Source organism: Corallococcus sp. AS-1-12 (genome assembly GCF_020036995.1).
Taxonomy (GTDB): Bacteria; Myxococcota; Myxococcia; order Myxococcales; family Myxococcaceae; genus Corallococcus.
Genome location: NZ_JAIQDD010000003.1, coordinates 386,527 through 406,394, shown reverse-complemented (window position 1 = coordinate 406,394; position 19,868 = coordinate 386,527). Strand labels below are relative to the sequence as shown.

The following is a 19,868-nucleotide window of genomic DNA, read 5'->3' as shown; positions in this document are numbered from 1 at the left end:
CCGCGTCAGGGGGAGTCGAGGAAGCCGGGCCGGTACTCCGTCACCTGCCCGCTGCTGAGCGACAGGCGGCTGCCCACGGGGGGACGGTCGCCGTTGAGCACGTAGCCGAAGTCGATGCGGAACGGGAACACGTTGAACTGGGGGAACAGCACCCGCAGGCCCACGCCCACGGTGGTCACCATCTCCGGCCGCTTATTGAACGCGCTGCCCGAGTCCAGGAAGAACACGCCGCCCACGTGCACCGTGCGCACGACGAGCGGCGCGGTGCGGTACTCCAGGTTCACCAGCAGCAGCCGCTTGCCGGAGTACGCATCCACCGCCGCGCCGCGCAGGCCGTTGCTGCCGCCCAGGAGGCTCACGCGCTCGGACAGGTCGTCGATGTTCACGTCCAGCAGGCCGCGCGCCACGAAGCGCCCCCCGAGCACGCGCGGCGACACCTGCACCAGCTCCGCGGCCCAGCGGCGGTTCGTCCAGCCCTCCTTCACGCCCGGCCGCGGTGCATTCAACTGCTGGCGGACGGACGCGGCCGCGGACGCGGTGGTGAGCGCGTCCCCCCAGTGCACGCGGTAGCGCAGGGACAGCCCCCCTTCCGCGAAGTGCGCGGCGGACAGGAACACCGGCGGCGCGTAGCGCAGCGTGGCCAGCACCGAGTGCCCCAACTGGAAGTCCTCCGACAGCGTGTACGAGTCCACGTTGCGCAAGACGTCGTAGCGGGCCTCGAAGGCGCTCAAGGAGAAGTTCGCGTACCCCGCGTCCTCCGCGCGCGGCAGGTAGTTGCGGCGGAACCAGTCCGCCTGCGCGTCCGTGAGCTGGGACGCCACCGGCGCGGCGTAGGCGTAGTGGTAGGCCCCCGCGCCCATGCCCACGTTCCACTTGTAGCGCTGGCCGTAGGAGCGCGTGTACGTGGCGCCCGCGGCCACCTCGCGCGCGTTGTAGATGTACGGCACGGGCTCGCCGTCCGGGAACGGGAGCTGCCAGATGTCCGCGCCCCGGAACTGCCGCGCGGTCTCCATGTTCCACGCCACGGACGTGCTCAGGCTCCACGGCGTGGCCAGCGAATACAGCGGCCGGCTGACGACCAGGCTCCCCCGCGAGCCCTCCGCCCTCCCCGTGTCGCGGTTGATCAGCACCGCGGCGGACTCCGTCAGCGACCAGCGGCTGCCGAGCACGCGCCGGTCCGTGTAGCTCTGGCCGAGGCTGAACGTGTCCAGGCGCATGATGAAGTCCAGCGCCACCTTCTTGCCGCGCCCCAGGAAGTTCTGCTCCGTGCCTTGAAGGCGCAGGTAGAGCAGGAGCGAGCCCACGGCGGAGAACTCGTTGTTGAGCCGCAGGGACCACAGGTCCTTGGTCACCAGCAGCAGCGCGACCTTGTCCGGCGCGCTGCCCTTCACCGGCACCGCGCGCACCACGGAGAACAGCCCCAGCTTGCGCAGGTTGCGCACCGACTCCGCGACGAGCGCCTCCGAGTACGGCTGCCCCGGCGTAATCAACACCTCCTGGCGGACGACCTCGTCGCGGGTGCGGACGTGGAAGATGTTGAGCAGCGATGGATACGGATCCATCGGCGCGACCACCTCCTCCGCGGCGACGAGCACCTCCTCCAGCACCTTGCCCTGGGGCGCGAGCTCCACCTGGCGCTCGACCTCGCCCAGGCCCCACGCGATGAGCGCCTCCTCGTAGTTCTTCGTGCGCTCCGCGTCCGTGGCGGCCTCGGGCGCCTGCGTGCCCTCCGGCCCCACCGGGACCTGCTCCGCGCGGGGCGGCGCCGCGACCTCCGTGTTCGACACGCCCGACGGCTCGACGTCCGGCGAGCGCACCGGCGCGTCCGAAGGCACCACGTCCCGGGGCTTGCCGGAGCCTTCAGGCTCGGGCGGACGGGGCGCATCGGAGGGCAGCGACGGAGCGCCCTGCTCGGGCGACGCCTGCCCTGACGGCGTGCCCGTCGCGACGAGCAGGGTGACCAGCAGGACGGGCAGCGGGAGCGGCACGCGCGCATCCTGTCATGCGCCGGGCCTGCCGCCAGCCTCCCCTCACTCCAGCGCGGTGCGCAGGTCTCCCGGCCGGGCCATGGGCAGCTTCTCCCCCTTCGCGATGGCCGCCACGATGCGCGCCAGTTGATCCACTCCGTCCGTCAGCGCCGCCGGCCCCGGCTGGAGGATGTAGGAACTCCTCACTTCGTAGAGCTGGTCGTCCACCACCGCCCGCACGCCGGCCCACCCCGGACGGGAGGCGATCTTCTCCCGCTTCGCCTTGCGCCCGCACCAACTGGCGATGACGCCCTCCGGGTCGCGCCGGGCCACCTCCTCCGGGTCGAAGATGCGGCCCTTCGCCCCCTGCGACGCGCGCGACTCCTGGCACACGTCCACCCCACCCACCACCTCCACCAGCTCCGAACACCAGCGGATGCCGGAGATGAGCGGCTCGTGCCACTCCTCGAAGAAGATGCGCGGCCGCTTGGGCAGCGACTGCGCCGCGTCCGAGTGGCGCTCCAGGTTCTTCTCCAGTTGGGCCGCCAGCGCCTCCGCGCCCTCCGCGCGCCCCACCAGCGCCCCGGTGAGCCGCACCGCCTGCAATATCTCCGCGAGCGAGCGCTGGTTGAACAGGTACACGGGCACCCCGCGCTTGCACAGCTCCCGGCCGATGTCCGCCTGCAGGTCGCTGAACCCCAGCACCAGGTCCGGCTTCAGCTCCAAGATCCGCTCGAAGTTCGCGTCCAGGAACGAGCTGACCCGGGGCTTCCTGCGCGCCTCCGGAGGCCGCACCGTGAACCCCGACACGCCCACGACCAGGTCCCCCGCCCCGATGCGGTAGAGCACCTCCGTCGTCTCCTCCGTCAGGCACACCACCCGCCGCGGATAGCGCGGCGCCGACGACAACAGCTCGGACAGCCCAGCATTCATGCGGGGCACCCTAACCCGCCCGAGCCCCCCTCGCCGGGGATGACGCGACGCACCAGTCCCCACGAACTGTGCGGCAACGGACGCCGATTTCCTCGTTTTCCAACCCCCACCGGGGGCGCGGTGCGCACGGGAGGTGCGGGAGGGCGGGCGCGCCGCGCGGGCCGGAAACTCGGGGCTCGGGCGCGGCGATGATAGCGGCACGTCTCTTGGGCGGTTTTCAAAGGCGGTGCTAGCATCCGCCGGGTCCGAAACGACGTATGCGGTTCTTCTCTTCGCCTTGGGGGAACACATGATCGAAAGCGACGCCCCCCGCAAGGGCGCGCCAGCCGACGTGGCGGATCCCCTGCTCGGGCGGATCCTCAACGAGCGCTTCCGCATCCTGGAGACGCTTGGCGCCGGAGGCATGGGCCGCGTCTACAAGGCCATGCAGGCGCCGTTGGATCGCCTGGTGGCGCTCAAGGTCCTCAACCCGCAGTACAGCGGCGAGGGCAAGGACCCGGGCTTCCAGAAGCGCTTCTTCCTGGAGGCCAGCGTCACCGCGAAGCTGCGCCATCCGAACACCGTCACCGTCATCGACTACGGCAAGACGGAAGACGGCATCTACTACATCGCGATGGAGTACCTGGAGGGGCTGACGCTGTCGCAGTTGCTCACCCAGGAAGGGCCGCTGCCGTGGGAGCGCGCGCTCGCCATCGGGCAGCAGGTGGCCCGCTCGCTGCGCGAGGCGCACAAGGTCGGCCTCATCCACCGCGACCTCAAGCCCGCCAACGTGATGATCCTCAACCAGGAGGCGGATCACGACGTGGTGAAGGTGCTGGACTTCGGCCTGGTGAAGTCGTTCTCCGGCGACGCCGCCATGAAGGAGGACACCACCCTCACGCAGGCGGGCGTCATCCTGGGCTCGCCGCAGTACATGGCGCCGGAGCAGGCGCGCAACATCGCGGATCCGCGCAGCGACGTGTACAGCCTGGGCGTGGTGCTCTACCAGACGCTGATGGGCCGGCCGCCCTTCCAGGCGGCGCAGAGCATCGACGTCATCGTCAAGCACATCAACGACCCGCCGCCGCCCTTCCACACCGTGTGGCCGGACCACACCGTGCCCGCGGAGGTGGAGGCGCTGGTGATGAAGTGCCTGGCCAAGCGCCCCGTGGACCGCTACGCGTCCATGGACGCCGTGCTCCAGGGCATGCGCACCGCCGCGTCCGCGTCCGGCGTCAGCGGCGTCTTCGCCACGCGCACCGGCCTCAACGCGGTGGGCTCCGGCCCCCACAGCGGCCCGCACAGCGGCATCCACTCCGGCGCCCACCCGGCGCTGGGCTCCGGCCCCACGCCCGCGCCCAACACCATGGCGCTGGACATCTCCGTGGACGAGGCCGGCGGCCTGGCGGAGAAGAAGTCCAGGAAGGGCCTGGGCATCGCGCTGTTCGGCGTGTCCCTGTTCGTGGGGCTGGGCGTGGCGAGCATCTTCGTGCTGCGCGGCGCCCAGAAGCCCCCGCCGGAACCGGCCGTGTCCGCCCCCGTGGCGCGCACGCCCGTCGCGCCGCCGCCCACCCGTGAGGCCGCGCCGGTCGCGGAGGCCGCCGCGCCGCCGCCAGCCGCTCCCCGCCCCGTCCGCTTCGACGTGGAGAGCGATCCCCCGGGCGCGGAGGTGAAGATCAACGGCAGGGTGCGCGGCAACACCCCGCTGGTCATCAACCACACGCCGGACACGCCGGGGCTCGCTGACGTGGAGGTGTCGTTCGCGATGGACGGCTACCAGACCGTGAGCAAGACCTATTCGGGCGAGCCGGGCACCACCGTCAACGTCTCCATCAAGCTTCCGCGCATCAAGAAGCAGCCGGGACCGAAGCCCTCCCCCAAGGCTCCCAGCTCCCAGTACAAGGACGATCCGTACCAGTGAATCCCCCGACAGCCTTCCGACGTGGGGCGCTCCTCGCGCTGTGTCTTTGCGCGACCGAGGCCCTGGCGGACGCGCGACTTGAAGCGCGCCGCCACTTCCGCAACGGCATGAGCCTCATCGAGCAGAAAAACTTCGATGAAGGCATCGCCGAGCTGGAAGCGGCCTATGCCATCAAGCCGCACCCCAGCGTCCTCTACAACATCGCCCGGGCGTACCAGGACGCGGGCCGGCTGGACGAAGCGCTGGACGCCTACAAGCGCTACCTCGCCTCCAACCCGCCGGACGCCGCCAACGTGCAGGCCCAGGTGACGCGCCTGGAGGCCACGCGCCAGGCCGCGCAGGCGGAGGCGCCGGAGCCCGGCGCCCAACCCGGCACGGCGGGCTCCACCACCGGCCTGCCCATGCCGCCGCCGCCCCCCACGAGCATCCAGGCCCAGCAGCAGTTGGCCACGCTCATGGAGCGGCTGGAGAAGGCCGTGGCCCGCGCGGAGTCCATGTCCGCCCAGCCCCAGGCCCCGCAGCAGCCCGCGGCCACGCCCGGCCCCACCACCGTCAGCTCCAGCGGCGGCGAGTCCGGCGACACCTCCGGCGACCAGGGCCTGGTGCCGTATGAAGAGCGCGTGGTGACGGCGAGCCGCCGCGCCCAGTCCTCGCTGGAGGCGCCCAACGCCACCACCGTCATCACGGCGGAGGACATCCGCCTGTCGGGCGCCACCACGCTGCCGGAGCTCTTGCGCCGCGTGCCCGGCGCGGACGTGATGGCCATGGGCGTGGGCAGCGCCAACGTCAGCCTGCGCGGCTTCAACCAGCGCCTGGCCAACAAGGTGCTGGTGCTGGTGGACGGCCGCACCGAGTACCAGGACTTCCTCGGCCTCACGGTGTGGGCGGGGCTGCCCATCGGCCTGGAGGAGATCGACCGCATCGAGGTCATCCGCGGCCCGGGCAGCGCGCTGTACGGCGCCAACGCGATGCTGGGCGTCATCAACATCATCACCCAGGCCCCCGGCACCGGCCGGCGCGCGCGCTTCGGCGCCATGGCGGGCGGCGGCAACACCGTGCAGGGCTCCTTCGTCAGCCACGGCCAGAACGGCGGCCTGCGCTACCGCGCGTCCGCCGCCTACCGGCAGGAGGACAAGTGGAGCCGCGATTACGAGAGCGGCCGTCCGGACTTCGCCCTCCAGGGGCCCGCGGATCCCGACCTGGGGCAGCGCGGGGCTCGCGCCAACCTGTCCACCGTCTACACGTTCCAGGAGGGCCAGGCGATTGGCGTCTCCGGCGGCGTGCACCGCTACCTGACGGAAATCTATCCGCTGGGCCTCCTGCGCAACTACTACATCGACGGCCTGGGCGCGTACGCCAAGGCGGACGTGGAGCTGGGCGCGGTGAAGCTCAAGGCGTTCTGGAACCACCTGTCCGGTGACGCGGGCCCGCAGTACGAGGCCATCGGCCAGCGCTCGCTGGGCATCCAGGTCGCCTCCAACGTCTTCAACGGTGAAGCGCTGTACGCGCGCGGCTTCGAGCTGGCCGGCGAGCACCAGGTGAACATCGGCGTGGAGGGCCGCCTGAAGCGCGTGGCCTTCACCTACCTGGACGACCTGCGCGAGGAGTTCCACGCGGCGGCCTTCGTCCAGGACGACTGGCGCATCGTGCAGCCCTTGCGCCTCATCGTCAGCTACCGCGTGGACCGCCACCCGCTGCTCGACAAGGGCAACCCCGGCATCGCGCAGTCGCCGCGCCTGTCCGCGGTGTTCCAGCCCATTGAGGGGCACGCCTTCCGCGCGTCCGTGGCCACCGCCTTCCGCGAGCCCACGTTCCTGGAGAGCTACACCCGGCTGCCCGTGCCCGTGCCGGGCGTCAACGGCGTGAGCCTGCTGACCACCGGCAACCGGACGCTGCGCCCCGAGCGCCTCAACGCGCTGGAATTGGGCTGGCGGGGTGAGTCCCCGCGGCTGGGCCTGGACTGGGACGTGGCCCTCTACCAGAACACGGTGAAGGACCTCATCGCCCTGTCGCCCGTGCAGTCGCTGCCCGCCGGCGAGTCCTACGACAGCGGCACCGGCAGCTACCTGCTGGGCCGCTCCATGTTCACCAACGAGGCCGCCATCTACACCGCGCGGGGCGTGGAGGCGGGCATCAACGTGTCCCCCATCGACGGCCTGGGCGTGAAGGCGAGCGCCGCGTACCAGCACATCAGCTCCGACCTGCCGGACGAGGGCCAGTGCGGCACGTGCAGCCAGACGCCGGCCTTCCGCCTCTTCGGCGGCGTCACCTACCGCACGCGCACGGACCTGGAGTTCGGCATCGAAGCGGCGTTCACCACCTCCACCACCTGGGTGGAGCGCGAGCCCTCCGCGTCCGACCCGACGCGCGTGGACCTCATCGCCAACAACCTCCCCGCGTACACCGTCGTCAACGCCCGCGTGGGCTACACCGTGGTGAAGGACTTCGTCTCCGTGGCGCTGCAGGGCAGCCAGCTCGGTGGCGGCCACGCGGAGCACCCCTTCGGCAACCGCATCGAGCGGCGCGTGTTCGCCAACCTCACGGTGACCCCATGAAGCGCGCCCTCCCCTTCCTCGCCTTCACGCTCGCGTCGCTGCTGTCCGGCGGCTGTGATGCCCCGGACGTGGTGCCCACGGCGGACGGCCGCCAGAACACGCGCTCGGCCCGCATCGAGGGCAACCTGGTGGTGCAGTCGCGCGCGCGCGGCAACGCCATCGTGTTCCTCTACGACGCGGCCAACCCTCCGCCGCCCGCGGGCTCCGGCCGCCCGCTGGCCTTCACCGTCGTCACCGCCGCGGAGCTGTTCGGCGCGTCCCTGGGGGACACCTCCCCGGGCCCGTTCACCGCGCCGTTCGCGCTGAGCCTGGTGGAGCCGGGCCGCTACCTGCTGCGCGGCTTCATCGACGCGGACACCTGCCGGAGCGTCCCGCAGCCCTGCCACGTGTCCGACTTCAACCCCTGGTACAGCGTCACCGCCGAGCCCAACGCGGGCGACGTGGGCGGCGGCGCGGTGGACCCCCTCACCAGCGCCACGCGCATCCTGGAAATCACCACGGACGCGGACGGCTGGCCCCAGCCGCTCACCGGCGTCTCCGTGTCCTTCGCGGACTCGGCCACCGTGCCCTTCGACCGGCCGGCGTTCCAGACCGCGGACCCGCGCGAGTTCGCCGCCTCCACCACGCCCACCAAGCTGCTGACGCTCACGCCGCAGGTGCTCACCGGCGCGGTGGATCAGCGGCCTCCCGGCTTCTGGGTGCAGTTGGCGGACGCCAACAAGGACGGCGTCCCGGACGACGCCAACGGCGACGGCAAGCCGGACATCGCCTGGCCGCGCGTCATCGTGCGCAAGCTGGCGGAGGGCGTGCCGGGCTACGTGGACGACACGGACCACGACCGCGACGGGCAGCCGGACGCGGTGGTGCTGGCGGCCGGGCTGGTGCCTGATCCCCTGCTCGCGGCGCTGCTCGACGAACAGGGGAAGCCCCGCCCGCAGCCCGTCTTCGTCCCGCAGTTGCTGGTGGCCGTCCGCGCGCAGGCGCTGGACGCGCGCGACCCCGCCGCGCCCACGCCGCTCGCGACCGTGCCCCCGGGTCGCTACAGCGTCACCCTGCTGCAGTCCACGGGTCAGACGTGGCGGCTTCCCAACGAGCTGGACCCGGCGCTCGCGGAGGCCGTGGGGCTGCCAGGCGTGGCGTCCCAGGCCTTCGTTCTGGAGGTCCGCTGAGGGTCGTTTTGGCCCTCCCGAAATCGCGGCGTGGCGCCCTGGGTTGCTTTGACTTCGCAGGGCCCTTCCGCGACCATGGGCGAGCCGCTGGAGGCGTTTCCTCCCCGAGGTTTTGATTCCGATGAAGGCCGGCCCTCTCTCCACCCCCGAAAACGCGCCCTCCCGTCCCACGGGGAGCACGCCCACGGTCCGTCCGGCCGGGGGGACCGGTCCGCAGCGCGTGTTGCTGGTGGACGACAGCCGCTCCATCCGGACGCTGCTGAAGATCTACCTCATGGCCCGCAGCTTCGAGTTCCTGGAGGCGGAGTCCGCCGAGGAGGGCCTCAAGGTCGCCGAGGCGGAGCACGTGGACCTCATCCTCACCGACTTCCACATGGACGGGATGAACGGCGCGGACTTCGCCGGGCAGATCCGCGCCAGCACCAACGCCAGGCTGTCCAAGGTCCCCATCCTGATGATGACGGGCGACCCGAACGTGGCGGAGGTCCGCGCGCTGGGCCAGAAGGCCGGCATCAGCGCCTTCGTGCGCAAGCCGGTGAGCTGCGCGCAGTTGATGACGCTGGTGGACACCATCCTCCCGCTGCCCCGCGCCGCCGCGAAGTAGCCCGCTTCAGGCCGGGCGCTCCCGCGCGAGCGCCCGCCGCTTTCGCAGCGCCTCGCCCACCCGCACCGCGAAGAGCAGCGCCAGGACGGCCCCGTAGAGCACCGGCTCCGTGACGTCCTTCTTCACCCGCCACACGAAGTGCACCACGCCCAGCACCGCGGCCACGTAGGCCAGCCGGTGCAGGCGCTGCCACGCGGGGAAGCCCAGCCTGCGCACCCACGTGTTCGTGGAGGTGACGGCCAGCGGCACCAGCAGCAGCAGCGCGGTGAAGCCCACGGTGATGAAGGGCCGGGTGAAGACGTCCTCCGCCATGGCGCGCGCGTCCAGGCCCTGATCCAGCACGGCGTAGGTGAGGAAGTGCGCCGCCGCGTAGGTGAAGGCCAGCAGGCCCAGCGTGCGGCGGATGCGCGCGGGCCACGTCCAGCCCGTCACCAGCCGCAGCGGCGTGCACGCCAGGGACGCCACCAGCACCGCCAGCGCGAGCAGGCCCGTCTGGTTGAGGGCGAACTCGATGCCGTTGGCCCCCAACTGTCCCTGCGCCCCCTGCACCGCGAGCAGCAGCAGCGGGGAGAGCCCTCCGACGGCGATGGCGGGGTTCAGCCAGGGGAGCTTGGAGGAGGCCATCGTTCAGAAGTCCCGCTTCAGGTCCATGCCGCTGTAGAGGCCGGCCACCGCGTCCGCGTAGCCGTTGAAGGGCAGCGTGGGCCGGCGCGAGCCCTCGCCGATGCGGCGCTCCGTGGCCTGGCTCCAGCGCGGGTGGTCCACCGCCGGGTTCACGTTGGCGTAGAAGCCGTACTCGCGCTTGTTGGCGAGGTTCCACGTCGTGGGCGGCTGCTCGCGCGTGAGCGTGATGCGGACAATGGACTTGATGCCCTTGAAGCCGTACTTCCACGGCACCACCAGCCGCAGCGGGGCGCCGTTCTGCGCGGGCAGTTGCTTGCCGTACAGGCCCGTGGCCAGGAGCGTCAGCGGGTGCCGGGCCTCGTCCAGGCGCAGCCCCTCCACGTAGGGCCAGTCCAGCACCGGGCTCTTCTGGCCGGGCAACTGCTCCGGGTCCTCCAGCGTGGTGAAGGCCACGTACTTCGCGAAGGACGTGGGCTGCACGCGGTCCAGCAGCTTGCCCAGGGGCAGGCCCAGCCACGGAATCACCATGGACCAGGCCTCCACGCACCGCATCCGGTAGACGCGCTCCTCCAGCGGGAAGGCGGAGATGAGCTGATCCACGTCCACGGTCCACGGCTTGTGGACCTCCCCGTCGATGACGACGGTCCACGGCCGCGTCTTCAGCAGGTGCGCGCGGCGGGCCGGGTCGTTCTTGTCCAGGCCCAGCTCGTAGAAGTTGTTGTAGGTGGTGACGTCCTCGTAGGGCGTGCGCGGCTCGTCCGTGCTGAAGAGCCCCTGGGCGGGCACCACCGGCTGGTCCACCGCGCCCGCGTCCGGCACGAAGCCGTCCATGGGCCGGGTGCGCTTCATGCCCAGCAGGTACAGCCCGCCGCCCACCACCGCGGCCGTGCCCGCGAACAGGCCCGCGTTCTTGAGGAACTCGCGGCGGCGCACGTAGAGCTTCTCGGGCGTCACTTCGGAGCCGGGGGGCTCGGGAGGGAGCTTGTCGCGCATGGCTCCCTCTATAACGCCCCAGCCCCTTTTCCGGTTACCGCCGGGCGTCCTTCACCCGCCACAGCCGCCACCAGGGCGTGCCGGGGGACTGGTGGTGCTCCCAGTGGTAGCCGAAGAAGAAGCACGACAGCAGGGCCCACGGGTGGTTGCGCGGCAGGGAGCGCGCGTGGTGCGGCGCCATCCCCTCCGTCTCCGGGCGCCGGTGCGGCAGGTACGTGCCGAAGAAGAACAACTGCACGGTGGCCAGCACCGACGGCAGCACCCAGAAAGCCAGGATGCGCGCCTGGGGCACGCCCAGCCACAGCAGCACGTTGAACTTCAGCGCCATGACCGCGATTTGGGGCCACGTCGTGTAGCGGACCATGAAGGCCCCGAACCACGGCCAGAAGGCCTTCCCCCGCGCCGCGAAGTCCGGGTCGTGCTCGCCGGTGGGGTCCGCGTGGTGCGCGCGGTGGTTCACCACCAGCCGGCGGTAGGACAGCCCCGCGAAGAGGAAGCAGGCCAGCCCCCCCACCGCCGCGTTCACCCGGCGGTTCAGGGACACCGTGCCGTGCATGGCGTCATGCCCGGTGATGAAGAGGCCGGTGGACAGCCACATCTGCAACAGGACGTGCAGCCAGGGGAGCGGTGAGGCCCACGGCTGCGCGGGCCCTGCCAGCAGCCACGCCAGGTGCCCGCCCCACGCGCCCACCACCGCGAGCGCGAGCACGACGCCCCACGGGTCGGGGGCAGCGGGATGGGTGGAGGGCTCGGGCGCCATGGCTCCCTTACTGGCCATGCCCCGCCCCCCGCGCACGAAGAAAAGCGCGCGGGCGGGGCGGAAGGCGCGGCCGGGACGCTACTTCGCCGCCGCCGGGGCGCCGAAGTCCTTCACCAGCGCGTCGGCGGTGACGTAGCGCGGCTCGATGTCCACCGGCACGTTCTTCAGCCGCTCCAGCACCTTCTGCACGGAGGGGCGCACCACGCCCTGCTTCGCGAGCAGCGCCTCCGCGGCGGCGCGGTCGCCCTGGGCCTGGAGCGACATGAGCTGGTTGGTCAGCGACGTGACAGCCGCCTGCATCTTGTCCGGGACGACCTCGAACGTGCCGTCCGCGTTCACCTTCACCGCGCCGGTGTCCAGGAAGTGGTTGAGCTGGAGCGCGATGCCCTTGCCGTGCGCCTCGTCGATGCCGAAGCGGATGGAGCGGAACGCGGACGCGAGGAACGTCGTGTACATGGTCCGCTGCAGGCCCTTGTCCAGCGTGCCCTTGTCCACCAGCCGCTGGAGCGCCCACAGGCCGGAGATGTCCGCCTTGGCCTCCTCGATGGCGCTGGAGGACGCCTGCAGCGCCTGACGCACCGTCGTCTGCTTCCCGGCCACGGTGACGTTGTGGGGCCCCAGGCCGTGCATCAGCTCGTGCATGAGGATGTGCGTGAAGAAGGCGTCGAAGGACACGTCCTTGCGGTCCTTCGCGGGCAGCGCCACCTTCGCGATGGGCACCAGCACGCGCTGGAACTTGGCCTCCTGGATGTTCTTGAGCATCACGCGCTTGGTGCCCTTCTCCGCCGCCACGCGCTCGTCGTTGGGCAGGTTGAAGGCCGCCGTCTGCACGCCCCGGTTGCCGTCACCGGAGGAGTAGAGGCTGTTGATGACGCGGATGGGGGCGAGCGCGCCCAGCTTCGGGTTGCGCAGGTTCGCGTCGATGGGGAGGTTGTTCTCCAGCTCCTGGAGCTCCGCGCTGAACTTCGCCAGCTTCTGCGTCTCCGCGTCGTCGCGCACGCCGATGAAGGCCTCGAACGCGGCCTTGTAGTTGAACCAGCCGTCCTCGTAGACCTCGTAGGGCCCGATGGTGGGCTCCACGCTCGCGTCCAGCTCCATCCACGCGACCTCGCTCGCGTAGTAGTCGTTGGACAGGAACGCCGCCGCGCGCGTCTCCAGGAAGCGCTTCAGCGTGGGCTGCTGGGTGAGCGCCGCCGCCTCACGCAGGAGCTGCGCGGCCATGCCCAGCTCGCCCTGGTACTCCACGCTGTAGGGCACGCTCATGAACTTGCCGTCCGGCCCCCTGCGCAGCGTGGTGAAGAAGCCCGTGGCCGCGTGCTGCTGCGCCTCCGGCAGGCTCTTCACCCACGCCTCCACCTCCGCCTTGGTGGCGCCGGCGGGATAGAAGTTCCCCTCGTCCGGCTTGGGCGGCACTCCGGGGATGAACGGCTTCGCCTCGTCCAGGCGGGACCAGGGGCCCTTGTTGAGCAGGAACGCGTGCAGCCGCTCCTTGCCCAGGGGCGTGGTGTCCTTCACCAGGTCCAGCAGCAGGGTCGGATTGCCCGCCCACGCCTGGCCCAGGAAGAGCGGGTCCATGATGCGGGCGGCCTGGAGGACCTTGGCCAGGGCGCGCTTCTCCGCGTCCGGCAGCTTGGACACGTCCACCTTGACGTCCACGGGGGCGAAGCGCGCGGTCATCCGCTTCAGCGTCGGGGCATCCGGCAGGCGGGCGGGGGCCTCCTGGGCGGGGGCGGCGCCCGACAGGAGCAGCGCGCCGAGCAGGGGCAGCAGGGTTCTGGACTTGGGCATGCCCCCTTCCCTACCCCAACCCGCCCCCTCCTCCCAGCGGCGGATGTGGGTGGATTCCCTCTTCTCGACAAGTCCGCCGGCATGGTTATGGGGAAGGGCATTGGCGCGTTCCGTCAGCGCCCGGAGGCCTTCATGTCCGCAGAGACCCACCCCCAGCGGGAAACCCATTCATTCCAGGCGGAGATCCAGCAGCTCCTGAGCCTGGTCATCAACTCGCTCTACAGCCACCAGGAGATCTTCCTGCGCGAGCTGGTGTCCAACGCGTCCGACGCGCTGGACAAGCTGCGCTTCCGCTCCATCACGGAGCCGGAGCTGCTCAAGGACGAGCCCGCGCTGGAGCTCCGAATCGTCCCCGACGCCGACAAGGGCACCCTCACCATCGAGGACACCGGCATCGGCATGACGCACGACGAGCTGGTGAAGAACCTGGGCACCATCGCGCACTCGGGTTCGCGCGAGTTCCTCCAGGCGCTGGCGCAGAAGGGCAAGAACGACGTGCAGCTCATCGGCCAGTTCGGCGTGGGCTTCTACAGCGCGTACCTGGTGGCGGACCGCGTGGAGGTGGTGAGCCGCGCCGCCGGTGAGACGTCCGCGTGGAAGTGGGCGTCGGAGGCGCACGGCACGTTCACGGTGGAGCCCGCGGAGAAGGCCACGCGCGGCACCGCCATCACGCTGCACCTGAAGGCGGACCAGAAGGAGTTCCTGGACGAGTGGAAGCTGCGCCAGCTCATCACCCAGTACTCGGACTACGTGGGCCACCCCATCAAGCTCCAGGTGACCAAGCACGTGGGCAGCGGGGACACGCAGGCCACGGAAGCAGCGCTGGAGGTGGTGAACAAGGCGAGCGCCCTCTGGCAGCGTCCGAAGAGCGAGATCACGGACGAGCAGTACCAGGAGTTCTACAAGCACCTGACGCACGACTACGACAAGCCGCTGGCGTGGACGCACTTCAAGGCGGACGGCACGCAGCAGTTCACCGGCCTGCTCTTCGTGCCCAAGCACCCGCCGTTCGACCTGAACTCGCAGCAGCAGCGCGGCGTGCGGCTGTTCGTCAAGCGCGTGTTCATCATGGACCGCTGCGAGGACCTGGTGCCGCAGTGGCTGCGCTTCGTGCGCGGCGTCATCGACTCGGACGACCTGCCGCTCAACGTCTCGCGTGAGATGTTGCAGGACTCGGCGGTGGTGCGCGCCATCCGCAAGCACGTGGTGAAGAAGTCGCTGGACCTGCTGGAGAAGCTGGCCAAGGACAAGCCGGATGACTACCGCGCGTTCTGGGAGTCCTTCGGCACGGTGCTGAAGGAGGGCCTGACGCTGGAGACGGAGTACCGCGAGAAGCTGGGCGCGCTGGTGCGCTACGAGTCCTCGCGCGAGGAGGGCCTGACGTCCCTGGCGGACTACGTGGGCCGCATGAAGGAGGGCCAGGAGGCCATCTATTACGTCTACGGCGAGAGCCGGAAGGCGGTGGCGGACAGCCCGCACCTGGAGGCGCTGAAGCAGCGCGGCTACGAGGTGCTCTTCATGACCGACCCGGTGGACGAGTGGGCCGCGCAGGGCCTGCGCGAGTTCCAGGGCAAGCCGCTGGTCTCCGCGCTCAACGCGGACCTGAAGCTCCAGTCCACGGAGGAGGAGAAGAAGGCGAAGGAGCAGGTGTCGGAAGGGCTCAAGGGCCTGACGGACAAGATGAAGGACGTGCTGAAGGAGGACGTGCGCGAGGTGCGCGTGTCGGACCGGCTCACGGACTCGCCGGTGTGCCTGGTGGTGTCGGAGGGCGGCACGCCGGCCTACCTGGAGCGCCTGCTCAAGGAGCGCGGCAAGGGGATGCCGCGCATCAAGCGCATCCTGGAGGTCAACCCCAAGCACCCGGTCATCGAGCACCTGCGCTCGCTCCTCGCGAGCAACCCGGCCGCGCCGCAGGTGGGCGAGTGGATCGAGCTGCTCCATGACCAGGCGCTGCTCACGGAAGGCAGCCCGCTGAGCGACCCGAACCGCTTCGCCCGGCGCATGACGGCGCTGCTCACGCAGGTGGCCTCGGGCAACGGCATGCCGGCCGCCCAGGTGCCGCCGCCCGCCGCGACGGCGCCCCAGACGCAGCCGCAGTCCACCTGAGCCCAGGACGTTCCCATGCGTGCGCGGGTCACGAGGCCCGCCACGCACGGGGCGTGGGCTTGCTCACCCCCAGTTCTCGGCCTCCGCCTGCTTCAGGTCCGCGAGCAGCGCCTCCCCGGTCCACGCGCGGCGGTTCCCACTTTCCGCCTCGCGGATGAGCTCCACGAGCCGTGCGTTCACTGGCGCGGAGAGGTGGTGCTGATGGGCCAGCCGGACGACCTCGCCGTTGAGGTAGTCCACCTCCGTCTTGCGGCCCGCGTGCAGGTCGTCCCACATGGACGAGCGCGCCTTCGGGTCGATGGCCAGCATCTTCTTCGCCAGCACCGCGAACACCGCGTCGGGCGCCCCCAGCAGCAGGGGAATCCACCCCGGCGGCAGCGGCGTCAGCTTCGCGGGCTTCACCCCGGCGAGCCCCAGCACCGCCAGCGCCTCGCCCTGCGCGAGCGCCAGGCACCGCCGCCACGCGCGCTGGGACAGCTCCTCCTTCAACGGCAGGTCCGCCAGCGCGTTGAGCGCGTTGTTCAGGTTGAACAGCAGCTTCGCCCACTGCACCGCGACGATGTCCGCGTGCTGCTTCAGCGCCAGCCCCGCGCGGGTGAAGGCCTCCACGAACGGCGCGAGCCCCGCGTGCCGCTCCACCTCCAACGTGCCCTCCGACCCCGCGTGGAAGTGGCCCTGCCCCTGCGCCGCGACGTTGAAGGGCACCATGCCCGTGAGCACCGTGTGGCCGGGCAGCAACCCGCGCAGCACCGCCGCGTTGTGCAGCCCGTTCTGGAAGCTGATGACCCGGGCCCCGGGCTTGAGCCTCGGCGCGAGCGTCCGGCCCGCCTCCTCCGTCGCCGCGGACTTCACCGTGACGAGCACCAGGGCCGCAGTGGACAGCGCCTCCGGCCCCGTGTCGATGCGCACGTCCGCCGCGGGCACCTTCAGGTCCGCGCCCTGCCAGTCCGTCAGGCGCAGGCCGTGCGCGCGCACCTCCGCCACGATTCGTTCACGGCCGATGAAGCGCACCGCCGCGCCCGTCGCGGCGAGCCTCCCGCCCACGTAACAGCCGATGCTGCCCGCGCCGAAGATGACCACTTCCGGAGTCGAAGCCATGGGCGCGCATTGTGGCACGCGCGCTCACGTCGCGGGCCACACCACGACGATGAGCACGTCCCACAACGCATGGCTCACCCAGGCCGCGGCGGGCGTCCGGCGCCACTCGGTCAGCGCGCCCCAGGCGAGCGACGTGGGCAGCGCGGCCAGGGCCAGCAGCGGCTCACCGAAGCCCAGCAGCACGACGCTCGACAGCACCGCCGACCCCGCGACCGCGCCCCACCGCCCCAGCCGGGGACGCAGCGCGCCCTGCACCCACCCGCGCCAGAACAACTCCTCCGCCGGGACGAGCAGCAGCACCAGGGCCAGCGCCGTCCCCAGCGAGCCCGTGCCGAACGTCGAGTAGACGGATTGCAGCGGCGCGCAGAGCGCGTCGGTGAAGCCGCCGCAGAACGCCCACAGGAAGGCCCTCGCGCCCGCGTACAGCACCACCGCCTGGGCGGCCCCCCACGCGGCATCCGGACGCGACAGCGGGGGAAGTGGCCTGCGCCAGGGGCCCATCGCGCGCCACGTCACCGCGAGCCAGACGGCGCAGAAGACGGAGGCGACGGCGAAGAAGCGCGGCGGGTGCACGTGCACCAGCGCCGTCCAGGCCAGCACGCCGCCAGCGGCCGCGACCCGCCACAGGGGCAGGGCCGCGTCACCGGCTGACGGCGGTCCAACGGGAGAAGCAGTCATCGCGCGCGGCAGCGTACCCCGGCGCGAGGGCCACCGGCGGGCGCGTTCATCCCCCCGCCCGCCGGTGAAGGCGTCACGTCACGGCGTGAGGCACACGCCGTTGCCCGAGCCATCGTCGCCGCACACGTAACCGGAGCCGGTGCGGCACTCTCCCGCCACCCCCGGCGTGCAGGACGCGAAGCAGAAGGCGCTGCTGCCGCTGGAGCTGCTGTAGCAGGCGGACCCCGCCGGGCAGCTCGACGTGAGGCAGTCCTGGGTGCAGTAGCCCCCCGGGAAGTACTGGCCCGTGGCGCACAGCCCGTTGGTGCCGCAGTCGCTGTTGCGGGTGCAGGCCTCGCCAATCTTCGAGTCGGACCCGTCGCCCTCGTCCGGGGACTGGTACGGCACCAGGGTGAAGCTGATGCCGCTGGTCGTCTTGCCCTGGGTGACCGTCACGGTCTCCACCTGGGTGGTGTCACGCCAGAAGCCCACGCGGTCGCCGCTGTTGAAGTAGTTCCCGTCGCCGGTGTCGTCGATGGACGCCAGCACCAGGTAGTCGCGCGGGGTCATCTTCAGGCTGTAGTTGTACCCACCGGCCGCGGGCACCAGGGAGATGCCGTCGTCGTCGACCTGCACCTCGCCCGCCGCGTCCAGGTACGCGAACCCGATGACGGCGTCCTTCTCATCCGTGGCGCCCACGCGGAACTTCACCAGCACCTGCGCGGTGCCCGCCCCCGACGCGCCGGTCAGGTCGAGCTGCGCCACGTAGCTGCCCGGCGCCAGCGAGCCCGGGGTGACGGTCACGTTCAGCGACGTGGACTTGTACGCGGGGACCGACAGCGAGGTGCTGGAGACGGACACCGCGGAGGCGTTGGTGCCGGTGACGGCCACGCCCACCTGCAGCGTGCCACCGCCGTTGTTGCGCACCGTCAGCGCCTGCGAGGACGCGCCGGAGAAGGACAACTGCGTGGTGCTGATGGCCAGCTTCGGGGGCAGCGACGTGTCCCCGCCGCCCTTGGCGCGCAGCACGGCGGCGTACGCGTCCACCAGGCCCGCGCCACAGCCCTCCGCGCACTGGCTGGTCGTGTCGGCGGTGGCCTTCAGGATCTCCTCCACGTCCGCCGACGTGAGCGAGGGGTCCTGCGCCAGCATCAGCGCCACGATGCCCGCCACGTGCGGGGTGGCCATGCTGGTGCCCTGGTACCACTCGTAGGAGGGCTCGTTGTTGCTGTTGGGCAGCGTGGACAGCACGCCGTCCGGGAAGCCGTCGCCGTTGCGGTCCTCGCTCGTCTGGCCACCGGAGGCCATCACGTCCACCTGCGCGCCGAAGTTGGAGTAGCTGGCGCGCTTGCCGTTGAAGCGCGCCGCGCCCACGCAGATGACGTTCTGCTGGTTGCAGGGGAAGCTGCTGGAGGTGTTCACGTTCTCGTTGCCCGCGGCCACCACGATGATGGCCCCGCGCCCGTTGGCCGCGTTGATGGCGCTCTGCATCTCCGCCGACGCCGAACCGTCACCGCCCAGGCTCATGTTGATGACCCGCGCGGGCGTGGTGTTCAGCCGCACGCCGGGGACGTTGCCGCCGCTGGCCCAGGTGACGCCCGCGATGATGTCCGCCAGCGAGCCGCCCTGCGTGCCCAGCACGCGCACCGGCAGGATGTTCTGGCCGGACCAGGTGACGCCCGCCACGCCCACGCCGTTGTTGGACGACGCGCCAATGGTCCCCGCCACGTGCGTGCCGTGGAACGACGAGCCGCCGTTGGGCAGGTCCTTGCCGTTGTCCGTCGGGTCCGCGTCCACGCCATCGCCGTCGCCCGCGTTGGTGAGGCTGGAGATGAGGTCCATGCCGGGCAGCATGCGCGAGTTCAGGTCCGGGTGCTTCGTGATGCCGGTGTCCACCACCGCCACGACGATGGACGCGCTGCCCGTGCCCAGGTCCCAGGCCGCCGGCAGGTTCATGTTCTTGTAGTGCCACTGCCGCGCGTAGAGCGGATCATTCGGCACCGCCAGCGCCCGCACCCGCAGGTTGCTCTCCGCGTTCTTCACGCCCGGCACGGCCTGCACCTGGGACAGCACGCGCACGTGCTCCGCCTGGGTGAGCGCGCGCACGGTGGGCGTGCCGCCGGACATCGCCTGCGGCTGGCTCACCTCGTAGCGCAGCAGGTGCTGCGTATCGCTCAGGTAGGCCTGGTGCACGACGTGGTAGCCCGCGATGCGCGCCTGCGCGACGGCCTCCTCCGCGGACAGGCCCGGCGTGTCGAAGCGGAGGATGATCTCCCCCGGCAGCAGCGACGCCTCGTGCGTCAGCGGCTTCCCGGGAATGCCCGTGCGCCACACGCCCCGCGCGGCCAGGGCCTTGGAGACCTTCTGGGACAGGTCCTTCGCGCCCGGCAGGGAGAAGAACGCATCCAGCGACGACCCGGCGTTCGCGGCGGCGGAGCCGGCCTGGAACGGCTGGAGGGACCCTGAAACGGTCCCCTTCGGCGGAGCGGTGTCGTCGTCATCGTCTTTGTTGTCGCCGGGACAGGCCACGAGACCGAGCAATCCCAGGAGGGCAAGGCGGCGGAGCATGAACGGATTCCTTGGAAGAACGAGGGTGTGCGTCCGACCCTAGGTCCGCTGCGGGCAACGCGTCCAGCCGTCAGGGGCCCGGCCGGCCGGTCACCCTCCCCTCCGCGATTTCCCCCCTCGCGCGAGCTGTTGCCTGGCAGGCAACG

The 19,868-nt window shown here is 71.2% G+C and carries 14 protein-coding genes; 5 read left to right on the top strand and 9 right to left on the bottom strand.

The genetic code is table 11. The annotated features are described in order from the left end of the window. Positions 1-5: 5 nt before the first annotated feature. Entirely contained in the window at positions 6-1,988 is a 1,983-nt protein-coding gene (locus tag K8556_RS06505; RefSeq protein ID WP_223739133.1) for a BamA/TamA family outer membrane protein, read from the bottom strand. A 42-nt stretch (positions 1,989-2,030) separates the two neighbouring features. Then, entirely contained in the window at positions 2,031-2,900 is an 870-nt protein-coding gene (locus tag K8556_RS06500) for a cobalamin-binding protein (RefSeq protein WP_223739132.1), read from the bottom strand. A gap of 289 nt (positions 2,901-3,189) precedes the next feature. On the opposite strand from K8556_RS06500, the gene K8556_RS06495 reads away from it, so the two are divergent. The 4 genes from K8556_RS06495 to K8556_RS06480 all read left to right on the top strand — a co-directional run bounded on the left by K8556_RS06495 (position 3,190) and on the right by K8556_RS06480 (position 9,128). Beyond that, a complete protein-coding gene (locus tag K8556_RS06495; protein WP_223739131.1) occupies positions 3,190-4,800 on the top strand; it encodes a serine/threonine-protein kinase in 1,611 nt (536 codons plus the stop codon). After that, positions 4,797-7,355 carry a TonB-dependent receptor domain-containing protein gene (locus K8556_RS06490; protein WP_223739130.1) on the top strand — a complete coding sequence of 853 codons (2,559 nt, stop codon included), beginning with the start codon at positions 4,797-4,799 and terminating at the stop codon, positions 7,353-7,355. Before K8556_RS06495 ends, K8556_RS06490 begins: the two co-directional genes overlap by 4 nt. Further along, positions 7,352-8,524 (top strand): hypothetical protein, encoded by a 1,173-nt coding sequence (locus K8556_RS06485; protein WP_223739129.1) that lies wholly within the window; start codon positions 7,352-7,354, stop codon positions 8,522-8,524. Before K8556_RS06490 ends, K8556_RS06485 begins: the two co-directional genes overlap by 4 nt. A 121-nt stretch (positions 8,525-8,645) precedes the next feature. Then, the gene (locus tag K8556_RS06480) at positions 8,646-9,128 is read left to right on the top strand and encodes a response regulator (protein ID WP_223739128.1); all 483 of its coding nucleotides are present in this window, start codon (positions 8,646-8,648) and stop codon (positions 9,126-9,128) included. A 6-nt stretch (positions 9,129-9,134) separates the two neighbouring features. Here the strand turns inward: K8556_RS06480 and K8556_RS06475 are convergent, their stop codons facing one another. From K8556_RS06475 to K8556_RS06460, 4 genes are read right to left on the bottom strand one after another with little or no spacing between them, the layout of a single operon-like run. Next, positions 9,135-9,752, bottom strand: coding sequence for a sulfite oxidase heme-binding subunit YedZ (locus K8556_RS06475; protein WP_223739127.1), 618 nt, complete (start codon positions 9,750-9,752; stop codon positions 9,135-9,137). Positions 9,753-9,755: 3 nt separating this feature from the next. Next, the gene (msrP, locus tag K8556_RS06470; RefSeq protein WP_223739126.1) at positions 9,756-10,745 is read right to left on the bottom strand and encodes a protein-methionine-sulfoxide reductase catalytic subunit MsrP; all 990 of its coding nucleotides are present in this window, start codon (positions 10,743-10,745) and stop codon (positions 9,756-9,758) included. A 34-nt stretch (positions 10,746-10,779) separates the two neighbouring features. Beyond that, entirely contained in the window at positions 10,780-11,523 is a 744-nt protein-coding gene (locus K8556_RS06465; protein ID WP_223739125.1) for a fatty acid desaturase, read from the bottom strand. Between the two features lie 60 nt (positions 11,524-11,583). Continuing rightward, a complete protein-coding gene (locus tag K8556_RS06460; RefSeq protein ID WP_223739124.1) occupies positions 11,584-13,293 on the bottom strand; it encodes a hypothetical protein in 1,710 nt (569 codons plus the stop codon). Positions 13,294-13,425: 132 nt separating this feature from the next. Here K8556_RS06460 and htpG point away from each other — a divergent pair, with 132 nt between their 5' ends. Next, positions 13,426-15,399, top strand: a complete 1,974-nt coding sequence (gene htpG, locus K8556_RS06455; RefSeq protein WP_223739123.1) for a molecular chaperone HtpG — start codon at positions 13,426-13,428, stop codon at positions 15,397-15,399. Positions 15,400-15,462: 63 nt separating this feature from the next. On the opposite strand, the gene K8556_RS06450 is transcribed toward htpG, so the two are convergent. From K8556_RS06450 to K8556_RS06440, 3 genes are all read right to left on the bottom strand, one after another. Then, positions 15,463-16,497: a 2-dehydropantoate 2-reductase gene (locus K8556_RS06450; RefSeq protein ID WP_223739122.1), complete on the bottom strand. Its 1,035-nt coding sequence runs from the start codon at positions 16,495-16,497 to the stop codon at positions 15,463-15,465. Positions 16,498-16,521: 24 nt separating this feature from the next. Further along, positions 16,522-17,175: a CPBP family intramembrane glutamic endopeptidase gene (locus K8556_RS06445; RefSeq protein WP_223739121.1), complete on the bottom strand. Its 654-nt coding sequence runs from the start codon at positions 17,173-17,175 to the stop codon at positions 16,522-16,524. A 78-nt stretch (positions 17,176-17,253) separates the two neighbouring features. Then, positions 17,254-19,722, bottom strand: a complete 2,469-nt coding sequence (locus K8556_RS06440) for a S8 family peptidase (RefSeq protein ID WP_223739120.1) — start codon at positions 19,720-19,722, stop codon at positions 17,254-17,256. Positions 19,723-19,868: the final 146 nt, after the last annotated feature.